At 43.5% G+C, this 13975-nt stretch carries 16 protein-coding genes; 12 read left to right on the forward strand and 4 right to left on the reverse strand.

What is annotated here, in order from left to right:
• Positions 1 to 93 precede the first annotated feature (93 nt).
• Complete coding sequence (locus WC407_RS01660; RefSeq protein WP_373020490.1) at positions 94 to 1932, forward strand: GGDEF domain-containing protein; 1839 nt, start codon at positions 94 to 96, stop codon at positions 1930 to 1932.
• On the opposite strand, the gene WC407_RS01665 is transcribed toward WC407_RS01660, so the two are convergent.
• Both WC407_RS01665 and WC407_RS01670 read right to left on the reverse strand, forming a co-directional pair.
• Positions 1919 to 2863: a CoA ester lyase gene (locus tag WC407_RS01665; protein ID WP_373020492.1), complete on the reverse strand. Its 945-nt coding sequence runs from the start codon at positions 2861 to 2863 to the stop codon at positions 1919 to 1921. The genes WC407_RS01660 and WC407_RS01665 overlap by 14 nt on opposite strands.
• The gene (locus tag WC407_RS01670; RefSeq protein WP_373020494.1) at positions 2832 to 3194 is read right to left on the reverse strand and encodes a cytochrome c; all 363 of its coding nucleotides are present in this window, start codon (positions 3192 to 3194) and stop codon (positions 2832 to 2834) included. The genes WC407_RS01665 and WC407_RS01670 overlap by 32 nt, the downstream gene beginning before the upstream one ends.
• Positions 3195 to 3262: 68 nt before the next feature.
• Between WC407_RS01670 and folD the strand changes: the two genes are divergently transcribed.
• The 11 genes from folD (at position 3263) to WC407_RS01725 (ending at position 12064) form a co-directional block, all read left to right on the forward strand.
• Positions 3263 to 4120: a bifunctional methylenetetrahydrofolate dehydrogenase/methenyltetrahydrofolate cyclohydrolase FolD gene (folD, locus tag WC407_RS01675; RefSeq protein ID WP_373020496.1), complete on the forward strand. Its 858-nt coding sequence runs from the start codon at positions 3263 to 3265 to the stop codon at positions 4118 to 4120.
• A gap of 10 nt (positions 4121 to 4130) precedes the next feature.
• The gene (gene lepB / locus WC407_RS01680; protein WP_373020503.1) at positions 4131 to 4949 is read left to right on the forward strand and encodes a signal peptidase I; all 819 of its coding nucleotides are present in this window, start codon (positions 4131 to 4133) and stop codon (positions 4947 to 4949) included.
• The gene (locus WC407_RS01685; RefSeq protein ID WP_373020506.1) at positions 4930 to 5613 is read left to right on the forward strand and encodes a site-2 protease family protein; all 684 of its coding nucleotides are present in this window, start codon (positions 4930 to 4932) and stop codon (positions 5611 to 5613) included. Before lepB ends, WC407_RS01685 begins: the two co-directional genes overlap by 20 nt.
• A gap of 8 nt (positions 5614 to 5621) precedes the next feature.
• Complete coding sequence (rpiB, locus tag WC407_RS01690; protein ID WP_373020508.1) at positions 5622 to 6059, forward strand: ribose 5-phosphate isomerase B; 438 nt, start codon at positions 5622 to 5624, stop codon at positions 6057 to 6059.
• Between the two features lie 3 nt (positions 6060 to 6062).
• Positions 6063 to 6395 carry a hypothetical protein gene (locus tag WC407_RS01695; protein ID WP_373020510.1) on the forward strand — a complete coding sequence of 111 codons (333 nt, stop codon included), beginning with the start codon at positions 6063 to 6065 and terminating at the stop codon, positions 6393 to 6395.
• Positions 6396 to 6478: 83 nt separating this feature from the next.
• Entirely contained in the window at positions 6479 to 7027 is a 549-nt protein-coding gene (apt, locus tag WC407_RS01700) for an adenine phosphoribosyltransferase (protein WP_373020512.1), read from the forward strand.
• The gene (gene trpB / locus WC407_RS01705; protein ID WP_373020514.1) at positions 7027 to 8226 is read left to right on the forward strand and encodes a tryptophan synthase subunit beta; all 1200 of its coding nucleotides are present in this window, start codon (positions 7027 to 7029) and stop codon (positions 8224 to 8226) included. Before apt ends, trpB begins: the two co-directional genes overlap by 1 nt.
• Before the next feature lie 8 nt (positions 8227 to 8234).
• The gene (locus WC407_RS01710; RefSeq protein WP_373020516.1) at positions 8235 to 8828 is read left to right on the forward strand and encodes a DedA family protein; all 594 of its coding nucleotides are present in this window, start codon (positions 8235 to 8237) and stop codon (positions 8826 to 8828) included.
• On the forward strand, positions 8809 to 10242 hold the full coding sequence (locus WC407_RS01715) for a leucyl aminopeptidase (RefSeq protein ID WP_373020518.1): 1434 nt from the start codon (positions 8809 to 8811) through the stop codon (positions 10240 to 10242). The genes WC407_RS01710 and WC407_RS01715 overlap by 20 nt, the downstream gene beginning before the upstream one ends.
• A 105-nt stretch (positions 10243 to 10347) precedes the next feature.
• Entirely contained in the window at positions 10348 to 11448 is a 1101-nt protein-coding gene (gene ychF / locus WC407_RS01720; protein ID WP_373020520.1) for a redox-regulated ATPase YchF, read from the forward strand.
• A gap of 19 nt (positions 11449 to 11467) precedes the next feature.
• A complete protein-coding gene (locus WC407_RS01725) occupies positions 11468 to 12064 on the forward strand; it encodes a hypothetical protein (protein WP_373020522.1) in 597 nt (198 codons plus the stop codon).
• Here WC407_RS01725 and WC407_RS01730 read toward each other — a convergent pair.
• Positions 12061 to 12879, reverse strand: a complete 819-nt coding sequence (locus WC407_RS01730; protein WP_373020524.1) for a phosphatidylserine decarboxylase — start codon at positions 12877 to 12879, stop codon at positions 12061 to 12063. The two genes, WC407_RS01725 and WC407_RS01730, sit on opposite strands and share 4 nt — an antisense overlap.
• Positions 12876 to 13970 (reverse strand): tRNA pseudouridine(13) synthase TruD, encoded by a 1095-nt coding sequence (gene truD, locus WC407_RS01735; protein WP_373020526.1) that lies wholly within the window; start codon positions 13968 to 13970, stop codon positions 12876 to 12878. The genes WC407_RS01730 and truD overlap by 4 nt, the downstream gene beginning before the upstream one ends.
• Between the last annotated feature and the right edge of the window lie 5 nt (positions 13971 to 13975).

Genomic DNA, 13975 nt, shown 5'->3' on the forward strand with positions numbered 1-13975 from the left:
CACTTCATAATCAAATTTCAATTTTATACAGTACAATCAAACTTTCTTTATCTCGATATAGGAAGATTCATGACGCAAAAAAATTTTAGATTTATGTTTACAATTTACTTTATCATTTTCGGCATTGTCATTGCCCTTTTTGGATCATTGATCGGATATAAACTCCAGATGATTCATGTCCAAGATCGTATTAACAAAAATGCCGAAGAGGTCGCATTCAATAAAAAAATGAATACCCTCAAACCGGCCATGTATAAAATGGACAGTATGGTTATAGCCCTCGCCACTAACAAAACACTCCGAGAATATATTCAAAAACCAAACAACGAAAACAAGGAGAATGTTACCAATCTTTTTTTTGCCATTGCTATGTCTGATAATCTGATTATGCAAGCCCGATTTATCGATGCGACAGGACAAGAGAAGATACGGGTTGACAGGCTCAAAGAATCAAGTACACCGTTTGTAGTAAAAGATTCAAACCTTCAGGATAAAAGCAATCGGGACTATTTTCAAATTACTAGTAAAATGGCTCCCGATCACATCTGGCACTCCAAACTGGATTTGAATATTGAAAACGGCAAGATAGAAGTCCCGTTTCGACCTACCATCCGCATAGTAACTCCTATTTATAACAAAGACAAATTCATGGGGATAGTAATCATCAATATGCTTACCAATAAGCTTTTAGAGAGCCTAAGAACATCACCGGTATTTGAACACTACATTATCGATAGAGAAGGGAATATTATTATCCACCCCAACGATAAATTTTCATGGTCAAAATATACCCATAACTCCAATCAACTAAGGACAGACTTCCCGACTGAAGTATCCAAAATTCTTGCCGGTGTTCATAAAGGGGAAAATTATTATGCTTACCCGCTAGATGATATTTTAAACAACGACGATGACGCTATTTTAGTACTAAAGCCAAAAGCTGAATATAAATATTCACTTATTATCTCTAATATTCAATCTGCTTTAGTCGTGATTATTCTTAGTATTATTCTCAGTATTCCTCTTGCCATGTATGCTTCTAGTGTCCCTTCAAAACTTCAAAAAGCCCTTTTAATGTCAAACAATGAACTCAAAAGATTTTCCGATATCATCGATAAATATGTCATCTCTGTTACTACCAAAACCAATAGTATCATTACTGCCGTAAGCAGTGCGTTCGAAAAAGTTTCAGGATATTCGAAGGAAGATTTGATCGGTAAAAAAATGAATATTATTAGACACACTGACACACCAGATGAAGTTTATACCGACCTTTGGAAAACAATAAAACTCAATAAAGAGTGGAATGGTGAACTAAAAAATAAGGATAAAAGCGGGAAAGCGTATTGGCTTGAAGAGACAATCATCCCTATCAAAGATGAAAACGATAATCTTATTTCATACATATCTGTGGGTATTGATATTACCGCCAAAAAAGAGCTGGAACGCATTTCGATCATTGATCAGTTAACCGGAATATATAATCGAAGAAAACTTGATGAATGTATCGGCAATGAAGTCCAAAAAGCAAAACGTTATCAAAGAGCCTTAACATTGCTCATGATTGATATTGACTATTTTAAAAATGTTAATGATACCTACGGACATCAACTCGGAGATTACGCATTAACAACCGTTGCCCAGATACTTTCACAAAATATCCGAACAAGTGATCTCATTGGAAGATACGGCGGAGAAGAATTTATGATAATATGCCCGGAAACATCAAAAAATGGTGCCGCCGATATAGGAGAAAAACTTCGTCAAGCAATATCGGACTATAACTTCAACACGTTAGGACATCTCACTATAAGTATCGGTGTAGCCGAACTCAAAACGGATGACACCATAGAAGCATTAATACATAAAACTGATAATGCCCTCTATATGGCAAAAGAGAGAGGGAGAGATCAGGTTGTTATCGAGGGGTAGTCGTATGAGAAAGTACTGCTAATGCCCCTTTGTAAATCGGCTCGTCGATAAACCCGTACCGCTCATCCACAAATCCGATGATTCCGCGTGCACGGTGTTCTTCGAACAGCTTTACAATTTCATGACACCGCATGATCTCATGCTCTTTATGTCCAAACATCTCGTGAATAAATTCGACCTGAGTCGGAGAGATACACCCTTTGGCCTCTAATCCCATCATTTTTTCCAACTCCAGCCAATTGCGAAGTCCGTCACTGTTTTTATGATCTTGGTAGACAAAAGACACGGGTTTAACACCACAAGCACGGCTGGTAATTAAAAAATGGGAGAGCAGATAGTGCGCAGTCGGATTATCCGGAATAAGGAGACTTTGAGAAAGTCCCAAATCAGCAAAAAAATCAAGGACACCTAAGTAATAGACTTTTATCCGTGGACTGATCGCCAACTCTTTTAAATTCAACCATGCCTCTTTGGTCTCGATGGAGAGATGCACTTCGATCCCCTCATCGATCAATTCTAATGCCCGTTGTACATCCTCTATCGTTCGAATCTTAGGAATACGGATCGCATCGGGCATAAACGGGTTTAAATAATCTATCTCTTCGGCTCCCCCCTCATTCAGAGGATTTACCCGTACGACCAGTTTTTTGTCGATTTGAGGGTTAGAAGCGAGTGCCATTGCACATAAAACAAGAGCATAAGGCTTTTGTGCAGAACTTACACCGTCTTCTAGATTGAGCATAATACACTCGGCGTTAAGAAGTGGGATTTTAGACAAATGTTTAAGATTATAGGTCGAAAGCATCATGGCGCTGCGAAAAGAGAGGGAGTGATTTTGGATTCTAGCAGTAGGAACGGCTAAAGAGCGGAGTGTTTCAAGATTTCCAGAAGTAACCAGATTATTGAGCTTTTCTTGGTTTTTGAGCGGCACGTTTAAACTCCTCACGGTGGAGATAATAATAGAGCGTTTGGATCTCAGTATCGGTTAAATAGTATCGAGGCATACCCACAATTTGACTGTTCACCTTATCGTAAAAATCTCTAAAAGTTATCTTATTAATCGGTGCTCCGGCAAAAGTCTTCATCTCACCTTTATCTCGGTACCGGGCAATGAGCTTTCCTTCGCCCCCTTCGCCATGGCATAAATGGCACCCAATGCCGCGCGGATTGTGGTAAAGCCCACTTGCGTATTCTTCCTTGGTAATAAACGATTCTGCACCGTATAGGCTAATCGTCAAAAATAACGCAAATATCCCTCGCACATGATCCCTTTAACCGTTTATTAGTCTTTTGACGGTATCATACCCAAAAACAATTTGACGGTGACTAAATGCAACTACTTGACGGTAAAGCTCTCGCAAAAAAGATCGAAGAAAACGTTACTATCGAAGCCAAAGAACTCAAAAAAAATACGGGGCGTGTCCCTGGATTAGCCGTTTTGCTTGTCGGACATGATCCGGCGAGTCAAGCGTATGTCGGGATGAAAAAAAAGGCGTGTGACCGCGCCGGATTTTATTCGGTAACCCATGAAATGCCCGAAGACATCTCTCAAGAAGCGATCGTTAAAACCATCGAAATGATGAATCTAAACCCCAACATTGACGGTATTTTGATCCAACTCCCTTTGCCTTCGCATATCGACACGACTAAAATCCTCGAAATTGTTGCCCCCTCCAAAGACGTAGACGGTTTTCACCCGTACAATGTAGGACGCCTCGCTACGGGACTGGATGGTTTCGTACCGTGTACACCGCTGGGTGTGATGAAATTATTGGCTGAATACCATATCGATCCCAAAGGGATGAATGCCGTTATCGTCGGCGCATCCAATATCGTCGGAAAACCGATGGCAGCCCTTTTGCTCAATGCTTTCTCTACCGTTACGATTACCCATATCCACACCCGTGACCTTGCCGCGCATACCCGTGAAGCCGACATTCTACTTGTAGGTGCAGGGGTAATCAATCTTATTAAAGAAGATATGGTAAAACCCGATGCCATCGTTATCGATATCGGCATCAATCGTACCCCTGATGGCCGCCTCGTGGGTGACGTCGATTATGATGCCGTCGCCCCTAAATCCTCCTACATCACCCCGGTACCGGGCGGCGTCGGACCAATGACAATAGCCATGCTCCTTGCCAACACCCTCAAAGCCGCTCAAAATCATGCTAAAGAAGAGAGATAATAATACCCCTATGAAGAAAAAAGTACTCAACAGCTTACACAGTGCATACAAATTTTCCAATTCATGGACAGGGACGATTATCATCGTCTTGTTTGTCATTTTTTTCGTCGCTCAAGCGTTTCGAATCCCTAGCGGATCTATGAAAGATTCACTCCTTATCGGCGATCATCTGTTTGCCAAAAAGTTTGCGTACGGTATCTCTACACCCCATATCCCTTTTCTTGAAATTCCATTAATTCCCGGAACAGACGGACACATTCTCGACGGTGACGAACCTAAACGCGGAGATATTGTAATTTTCCGATATCCGAACAATACGCAGCTTCACTACGTCAAACGTTGTGTTGCCCTACCGGGAGACGAACTGTTTGTAATGGACAAAGTCCTCTATATCCACCCGCATGAGGGGGATGAATACATCCGCAAAGCATTCGCAGGTTCTGAATTTGTAGAGATTGAAGGGAAACTTTGGGTTAAAAATCCTTATATCGCACAACATCCGGGGATTCATAATGATGAGCGAATTGTCAATGATGGAATGATGCCGATGGAGATTTTCAATTTCGGCCCCGTTGTGGTCCCTGAAAAACAATACTTTATGATGGGGGACAACCGCGACCACTCAAACGACAGCCGATTTTGGGGAGCCGTCCCTTACGGTCTTATCGAGGGAACTCCGTGGTTTGTCTATTTCAGCATGGATGACGATTATGTTGTCCGCTGGGACCGCATCGGAAAAACTCCGAGTGATTTAGAACAAAAAGGGCCATTGGATCGTGCCATCGCCGAGAGAGTACGACAAGACGCCAATGACCATGAACTCTATTGATTTGCTCGAAATCGCTGCAGCGATCATAGCCCTCCTCATCGCCATTATCGGTCATGAGATCATGCACGGCTGGGTCGCATACAAATACGGCGATAATACCGCAAAAAGCCAAGGACGGCTGAGTATCAATCCCCTCACCCATATCGATCCTTTCGGTTCGATTCTTGTCCCTCTCATGACCTATTTTATACCTGTACTCCTCGGGGCAAGCAATGGATTTCTCTTCGGATGGGCAAAACCGGTGCCGGTCAATATGCAAACTGTCATCCGTAATGGCGGATACAATGCAGCAATACAAGTGAGTTTGGCGGGAATAGCCTATAACCTATTTTTAGCAACCCTCTCCTCCATAGTACTGCTCTCTCTTGTACAACCAAGCGAAGGGAGTGACGTCGCGTACCTGTTTGGTTACATACTGATCATGAAATTATTGCTGATCAACGTCGTTTTGGCAGTATTTAACCTCCTCCCTATTCCGAGTTTTGACGGTGCCCATGTTCTCATCTACCTGAGTTTAAAATATCGTCTTCAAAAAGTTGCCGAATTTTTCGCCAAAGCCGAACCTTATGGAATGATTGTTATCATCATTATATTGGTCACTCCGCTTAAAGTACCGTTGGTTATGTGGCCTATCAATTCTGTATTAAATTTATTGTTAAAATAAGGAGCACTATGAAATTTTACGTCGCAACCGATCATGCAGGGATCGATATGAAAAACTTTACAGTGGAGATCCTCCGTCAAAAAGGGCACGAGGTTATCGATCTCGGCCCCTTTGAAAAAGAACGTGTTGATTATCCGGACTATGCCGTAAAAGTGTGCGAAAACGTCCTTGCCGATCCAACAGCACACGGCATATTAATTTGCGGCTCAGGTATCGGTATGTCCATGGCAGCCAACCGCTTTCATGGAATTCGCGCGGCGCTGTGCCATGATGCCTATACCGCTACGGTAGCACGCGGTCATAACGATGCCAATGTGCTGTGTTTCGGAGAACGGATTGTAGGTCAAGGAGTTGCAGAATCAATTTTAGACGCATGGATCGCAGGAACATTCGAGGGTGGTCGCCACTGCGGCCGTGTTGATAAAATCGAAGCAATCAAAGGATAAACGATGTTTCTAGAGTGGTCATTGCTTACTGTTGTTACCTTGGGAGCACTCTTCTTTTTAGTAAAAATGTTCTATTTTCGAAGTATCACCGTCAAAGAGCAGCGTTCGAGCGAAATGATGAAAATGACCCTTAAAGAGGCAGAGATTTTGATACGAAAATATCAAATTCAACTTCAGCGTGCCTTGGGGAATGTGGATATTCTGAGTGAAGAGTTGAATAATCTTCGTAACGAACTCAAAGCCCTTAAAACCCGTAATTCAAAGCATCGTTCAGAAACAGACCGTCTCCAGAACAAGATCAAAGAGCTTGAAGGGCGTATAGACGCATTAATTTAGGGTGCAAACCCGGTAGTAAAAAAGCTGACAAAGCACTGAAGCACTTCTCTCTATATGAGACAAAAAATTTATGAAGGGTTTATATGACGTTAAATATGCACGATAAAGAATTTTTAATCCGATCAATCCGCGATATTCCCGATTTTCCGAAACCTGGAATCGTATTCAAAGACATTACCACCCTTTTGAATAATAAAGATGCCTATGCATTGCTTATGAACCATTTAAAAGAGCGCTATCAATCGTATAATCTAACGCATATTGCCGGCATCGATGCACGCGGTTTTATCTTCGGCGCGGCATTGGCACAGATGCTTGGAGTAGGATTTGTCCCCATTCGCAAAAAAGGGAAACTCCCCTACACTACCGTATCGGAGAAATACGCTCTTGAATACGGTGTCGATGAAGTAGAGATCCATATCGATGCTTTCAGCAACGTTCAAAATCCGAAAGTTCTCCTGATCGACGATCTAATCGCGACCGGAGGAACGGCTTACGCGGCAGCAAATCTTATTAATAAAGTGGGTGCCGAATGTGTCGAAGCCTGCTTTATCATGGGGCTTGATTTTTTAAGCGGCCAATCCAAACTCCGTGAGTTAACTGAAGTCTATACTGTAATTGGAGTCGATTAATGTACATTCCCAAACCTTCCCCCTTTGATCCTATTGATGGACATTTCGGCATTTTCGGCGGACGCTATGTCCCAGAAACCCTTATGCCGGCCTTACTTGAGCTGGATGAAGCGTATCAGCAAATCCGATTTGATAAAGAATTTTGGAAAGAGGTAGACAGTTATCTGGTCGATTACGTCGGCCGCCCTAGCCCACTTTACTATGCCGCTAACCTCTCTGAGGAACTTGGTGCCAAAATTTATCTCAAACGCGAAGATTTGAACCATACGGGTGCACATAAAGTCAATAATGTTATAGCGCAAGGATTAATGGCAAAACGTCTCGGCAAGAAAAAAGTGATCGCCGAAACGGGTGCGGGTCAACACGGAGTTGCCACCGCGACTATTGCCGCACTCCTCGGATTAGAGTGTGAAATCTTCATGGGAGCAAAAGACGTAGAGCGTCAAGAGCTCAATGTCTTTCGGATGAAACTGCTGGGGGCAAAAGTTCATGCGGTACAAAGCGGTTCTAAAACCCTGAAAGATGCGATGAATGACGCAATCCGCCACTGGGTCACCCATGCGCGCGATACTTTTTATATCATTGGCACCGTGGCAGGACCACACCCATATCCTATGATGGTACGTGATTTTCAGGCGATCATCGGCTGTGAAGCCCGTGCCCAGATTTTAGAAAAAGAGAACGCTCTTCCCGATTACGTTATCGCTTGTATCGGTGGAGGTTCCAATGCTATCGGAACATTTCAGCACTTTTTGGAAGATAAAGAGGTGCGCTGTATCGGGATCGAAGCAGGAGGATTGGGAGTCGATACCGACAAACACGGCTGTTCTCTCCTCAAAGGTCGCCCTGGGGTGCTGCACGGTCAGATGAGCTACCTCCTCCAAGATGATGACGGTCAGATTCTCGAAGCGCACTCCATCTCGGCAGGTCTTGATTATCCCGGTATCGGACCCGAACACGCCTTCCATAAAGACAACGGTACGGTCAGTTACGACAACATCACCGATGCCGAGGCTCTCGATGCCTTCGTATGGCTCAGCCGTGCTGAGGGGATTATCCCGGCATTTGAATCCTCCCATGCGGTTGCCTATCTGAAAAAAATGACCGATATCAAAGACAAACTCATTATTGTCAATATCTCCGGTCGCGGAGACAAGGATATGATACAGGCCAAACAACTTTTGAATTTCGATAACTAAGGGGATTAGTGGAACATCTATTCTTAGAATGGCTCAAAGAATACGGCTATATTGTCCTCTTTGCGTGGAGTATATTAGAGGGTGAACTTGGGCTTATTATGGCCGGTATTATGTCTCATACCGGAGATATGTTCTTGCCTATTGCCCTCTTCGTAGGTGCCTTTGGAGGATTTATAGGAGATCAGATCTATTTTTACATTGGACGATTCAATAAAAACTATATTCACAATAAACTTCGTTCACAACGGCGTAAATTTGCGATTGCCCACCTTTTGTTAAAAAAATACGGTTGGCCGATTATTTTTTTCCAACGCTATATGTACGGGATGCGTACGGTTATCCCTATGGCCATAGGGCTGACAAAATATTCCGGTCGCCAATTTGCCATTATCAACTTTATCAGCGCCGTTTTTTGGGCATCTATGACGATAATCCCGGCCTACTATTACGGAGATGAACTGCTAGCCCTGATAACATGGATCAAATGCCACTGGTTCTTAGCTATCCCCCTTATTATTGTTATCGTCACTACTATTGTCTATAATCTAAACCGACTTGAAAAAAAACTTTTGGAGAAACGCCGTGAACGTCAAACTGTATAACCAACCTCTCGAACAAATCGGAGCCGATCTCACATTGGAGTTTGTCACTGCAAAAGCACTTGAATCCCATCCGCATCACGCCCTCTTAACCCAAGCGGGATTTAAAGCGGAACAAGAACAACTCTGTGCGCTCCATGAACACCGCCTTCTTGTCTGCGGCATCGATAAAGAGATGAGCGATGAGCTTTACCGTTCTGCCATGGCTTGTGCTCTCAAATCTGCAATGAACTACGCTTATAGTTCACTCAAATGTGCCCAATACACCCCTGAGCGTTTCCGTGCATTAGTTGAAGGGGCGGTTTTGGGGAGCTATACGTTTGAGAGTTACAAATCAGAACCTAAACCCTCTAAACTGATCGAAGTGATTTTTTCCAATGAAAACAACGATGGATCATCCAATGCCATTGACACTCTAGAAGCAATTTTAAACCAAACCCTTATCATTGCTAAAGCGACCAATTTCGTCCGTAATTTGGTCAATCAAACCCCTTATGACATGACCCCTCAAGGGATGGCAGTAACCGCCGATTCACTTGCCAAAAGCAATAATCTGGAATGTACCATTCTCGACGTAAACGGACTTGAAGCCGAAAATATGAATGCGATGCTGGCGGTAGGACGGGCATCAACCAATCCTCCCCGTCTGATCCATCTCGCCTACAAACCTAAAAATCCTCGTAAAGTGATCACCCTTGTGGGTAAAGGTCTCACCTACGACAGCGGCGGGCTCAGCCTTAAAGCCGCCGCATCGATGGTAACGATGAAAATGGACAAAGCGGGAGCCTGCGCCGTAATGGGGATTATCAAAGCGGTAAGCGAGCTAAAACTCGATATCGAAGTACATGCGCTGATCGGAGCAGTCGAGAACATGATCGGCGGTAACGCCTACAAGCCGGACGATGTCCTCCGTGCCAAAAACGGCAAAACCATCGAAGTGCGCAACACCGATGCCGAAGGACGGCTCGTCCTCGCTGACGTTCTAGGCTATGCCCAAGAGTATGTCAAAGCGGACTACATCTTCGACTACGCTACCCTCACAGGTGCATGTATGGTAGCACTTGGACCGTACACGACGGGAGTGATGGGACACAACGAAGCACTCAAACAAGAGTGGCTCAATGCGGCAAAACAAAGCGGTGAATACTGCGGAAACTTGCCGTTCAATCGCCACCTCAAAAAACTGATCAAAAGCGACCTCGCCGATGTCTGCAACGTCTCATCCAAACCTTACGGCGGAGCGATCACAGCAGCATTGTTCCTCGATAATTTTATCGATGAAGAGATGAAAGAAAAATGGGTCCACTTCGATATTGCAGGCTCTGCCTACACCGAGAGTGCATGGGATGTTCATACCTACGGCGGTACGGGTGCAGGTGTGCGTATGAGCATGGAATGGCTGCTAAATTTAAAATAGCACACGAGTGGGCTGGGCACTCTGCCGAAGAGAACTCAGCATTAGCGTAGCTAAAGGGGCTTTTCCCCTTTGGCGTAAAAATAACATAAGACAAGGAATTAATTAATGGGATTATCAATCGGACTCGTAGGACTACCAAACGTCGGAAAATCAACCACCTTTAACGCACTGACCAAAGCACAAAATGCCGAAGCAGCCAACTATCCGTTCTGTACCATTGAACCGAACAAAGCAACCGTTCCCGTTCCCGACAAACGTCTCGATGCCCTCGCAGCAATCGTCAATCCTGAACGCATCCAATATTCTACTCTCGATTTCGTGGACATCGCAGGTCTCGTTAAAGGGGCAAGCAAAGGGGAAGGGTTGGGAAACAAATTCCTCTCCAATATCCGTGAAACCGAAGTGATTTTACAAATTGTCCGTTGTTTTGATGATGAAAATATCGTCCATACCGAAGGGCGCATCGATCCATTGCTCGACGTTGAAATCATCGAGAATGAACTTATCTTCGCCGATATCGAAGTATTGACCAACCGTATCGAGAGACTCAAAAAACAGGCGAAAAATGAAAAAGATGCCGCAGCAATGGCGGTATTTGCCGAAGAACTGGCAGAGTTTTTGGCGGAAGGAAATCTTGCCCGCAACTTCCCAAAAGCCGATTCGGAAATGTATGAAAAACTCATCAGCGAAGTCCGCCTGCTCAGCGCCAAAGAGATCATGTACGGTGCAAATGTCGATGAAGACGGTCTCACTGAAGACAATGAATACGTTCAACGTCTCCGCGAACATGCGGCTAAACACGGTTGTGAAGTGATCAAACTCTGCGCTAAAATCGAAGAAGAATTGGTCGGATTAGACGAAGATGAGCGGGATGAGTTTTTACGTGATCTCGGTGTCGAAGAATCAGGCTTGGAGCAAATCATCCGTAAAGGGTTCGACAAGCTAGGTCTTATGAGCTATTTCACGGCAGGGGTCAAAGAGGTTAGAGCATGGACGATCTACAAAAACACCACCGCACCTAAAGCAGCAGCGGTAATCCACAATGATTTTGAAAAAGGGTTTATCCGTGCTGAAGTGATCGCGTATAACGATTTTGTTACCTGCGGCGGTGAAGCCAAAGCCAAAGAAGCAGGGAAAATGCGTTTGGAAGGAAAAGAGTATATTGTTGCCGATGGTGATATAATGCATTTTAGATTTAACGTGTAATCACTGAAAAAGGATTGTTATGACTCTCGAATACGCCGGGCCCAAACCGCTTATTTCAGCACATGGGATCGAATTCGATCACAACAAAGAGGATAAATTCGTTTATCTTAGTATTGCAGCAGAGCTGATCCAAGCACTGGATCATGAATACATCGAAGACAAATCATATACCTGCTTAACAGGTGACAAACCCATTACTCCGGAAATAATATTTGCTCTGATCCGCCGTTATGACCCCCAATTAGACCGTGAAATTGAAGAACGACAAACTCTGGTAGAAGCCGAAATTGCTTCCCAGATCAAACATGCACATGAGAATCGTTTGCTGTGTGAGGAAGAGCGTCAGGTGTTAATTAATAATATCGAGCTGTTACGCGCCTACCGTATTCAGCGCAGTATCAATAAAACCGTCTACTACAGTGCCATTGAAACCTTGGCACGCATTATTCATAAAGGGCATATCGAGCATATTACAGCGCCGATGTATCCGAAATTTTTTCATGTATTTCACTCTGTCCAAGGAGCATTAACAAAACTCCATCCCCCTGTAGATAGCACTATCGATATTTATACCGAAGATAAACATCTAAGCGTTCAGCTTAAAATTCGAGTTTAGTAAAGACGGGCTATCGTTTGAGCAAATTTAACGTTATGCCCGCTTGAAACTCCCAGTTCAATCATATTCGGTTCGCAGATCATAACAATGGTTGAACCCATCTGAAAACATCCGAAATCATCCCCTTTACTCAAATAGAGCCCGCTGTACGAATAGTGTGTCGGGGTTAAAACCGTATTGGTTTGGATACGAGGTTCAAAACTCACCTCCATTTTACCCACATTAAGCGCACCCACAAGAATTAGGAAAAATCGTTTCCCTTCCCCATTCAAACACTCCAACACTACCCGCTCATTTTCAATAAAAAGATTCACTTTTTTCTTGAGTGTCGGAATATTCACCGGATAAAGTTTCCCGGGAATATGAACCGCACCAAGAATTTGCATATCAAGAGGAGCATGATAACGGTGATAATCGCGCGGAGAAAGATAAAAATTGATAAACGACCCGTTATGGACACTTTTTTTGTACTCATCACTGATATGATCTCCAAAAAAGGCGTCTACACTGTAGTTCATCCCTTTTATCTGCAGTGCTAAGTCATCATGGATCACACCGCATTCCGTAATCAAAGAATCACACGGACTGATAACATCACGAGGATCCGATGAAAAGACCCTTTTATGCTTCAATGTTCGGGTAAACAAAGCATTCAATGTCGGATACGATTCAGGGGAGTCAAATTCACCCATATCCAATCCCATCATCCGTACATAACTGTGGTTAATGGCATTCTGGACTCTCACCGAATGGGCTTTTGACGCAAATCGTCCAAACACTTGAGAGAGTGCAGAAGTCATATGTCGTTTATTCATGTATCTTGTTCCTCATCACTTTGAATTTCTCTTTTAGCAATCTCTTCAATTAATACCGTTGCATAACACCCTTTAGGGAGGGTAAAATGAAGTTCATACCATGCTTCATTCTCTTTGTATTCGCCCTCACACTCTTCAGGAAATATCCAGCCGTAGCGTCGCGCTCCGTCAATTCCCGTGGTGATCGTATCGTAGTTGTTTTCAATCTCTCCAGCCAAACCAACGGCTTTTGTGGCTCGCTTTCCGCTGAGCAATCCCGTGAATGAGATATCTTTTTTTTCAAATCGCTCTACTTCGCTTTCCTCTTCATAATTGAAAAGCTTACCGTACGGATAATGCATCATCACATCGCCGTGTATCAATTTAAAAGGGTGTTTTTGTGCTTTCATTGTAAGAATTTCTTCTTTTGGAAGAGGTAAAACACTCAAAAGTTCATCAATTCCAAACCCCTCTACCATTTTAGAAATTTCAATACGGCGGCTGAGCCAGTCATTAAAGAGAAAACTCTGATAGGCATTGACATAAAACTGAGACAATTTTTTATTCCGTTCTTTGAGAGTTCCCTCTAAAATCGCTTGCCCTTTTTTATAATTTTCTCCCCCTATACCAAAACGTTGAAAACCGAAATAGTTGGGCATCCCCTGACGTTTAATAATTCGAAGGGCTTGGGTAATCTTGGTGGCGGCAACCGGGGTTACTTTTTTGAGACGGATAAAGAATCGGTTCCCTTTGAGATGGCCGATCCGAATTTTATTGTTATGATAAACACGATCAAGTATTTTAATCCCCTCGTGTTCAAAATTTTCTAGCGCGGCTTCAAACTTTTTCGGAATAGAAATATACTGCTTGGTCTGCGCATTTTTATCTTTTAATCCGGCGTAACCGATATCACGTCCTTTAATCCCAAGATGATTACTGAAGATATCCACCATTTGCCACGTTGAAAGGTTCTTCTTACGTACATGTAAGACCAGATGTTCCCCCTCTCCGCTAAAAGGGTATAACGGTATCTCATCGACGACGAAATCACGAGGACTTTGTCTGAAATGAAACTCGATAGGGCTGTGAGGAAGATAGTATTGACGTTCCATAATGA

Source organism: Sulfuricurvum sp. (assembly GCF_041651515.1).
Taxonomy (GTDB): domain Bacteria; phylum Campylobacterota; class Campylobacteria; order Campylobacterales; family Sulfurimonadaceae; genus Sulfuricurvum.

What these genes read in the sequence shown, in the direction of transcription:
- WC407_RS01685 (WP_373020506.1), top strand. Translation starts at nt 4,930, where the DNA reads ATGACCATGAACTCTATTGATTTGCTCGAAATCGCTGCAGCGATCATA.
- WC407_RS01695 (WP_373020510.1), top strand. Translation starts at nt 6,063, where the DNA reads ATGTTTCTAGAGTGGTCATTGCTTACTGTTGTTACCTTGGGAGCACTC.
- trpB (WP_373020514.1), top strand. Translation starts at nt 7,027, where the DNA reads ATGTACATTCCCAAACCTTCCCCCTTTGATCCTATTGATGGACATTTC.
- apt (WP_373020512.1), top strand. Translation starts at nt 6,479, where the DNA reads ATGACGTTAAATATGCACGATAAAGAATTTTTAATCCGATCAATCCGC.
- WC407_RS01725 (WP_373020522.1), top strand. Translation starts at nt 11,468, where the DNA reads ATGACTCTCGAATACGCCGGGCCCAAACCGCTTATTTCAGCACATGGG.
- ychF (WP_373020520.1), top strand. Translation starts at nt 10,348, where the DNA reads ATGGGATTATCAATCGGACTCGTAGGACTACCAAACGTCGGAAAATCA.
- WC407_RS01660 (WP_373020490.1), top strand. Translation starts at nt 94, where the DNA reads ATGTTTACAATTTACTTTATCATTTTCGGCATTGTCATTGCCCTTTTT.
- rpiB (WP_373020508.1), top strand. Translation starts at nt 5,622, where the DNA reads ATGAAATTTTACGTCGCAACCGATCATGCAGGGATCGATATGAAAAAC.
- WC407_RS01730 (WP_373020524.1), bottom strand. Translation starts at nt 12,879, where the DNA reads ATGAATAAACGACATATGACTTCTGCACTCTCTCAAGTGTTTGGACGA.
- lepB (WP_373020503.1), top strand. Translation starts at nt 4,131, where the DNA reads ATGAAGAAAAAAGTACTCAACAGCTTACACAGTGCATACAAATTTTCC.
- truD (WP_373020526.1), bottom strand. Translation starts at nt 13,970, where the DNA reads ATGGAACGTCAATACTATCTTCCTCACAGCCCTATCGAGTTTCATTTC.
- folD (WP_373020496.1), top strand. Translation starts at nt 3,263, where the DNA reads ATGCAACTACTTGACGGTAAAGCTCTCGCAAAAAAGATCGAAGAAAAC.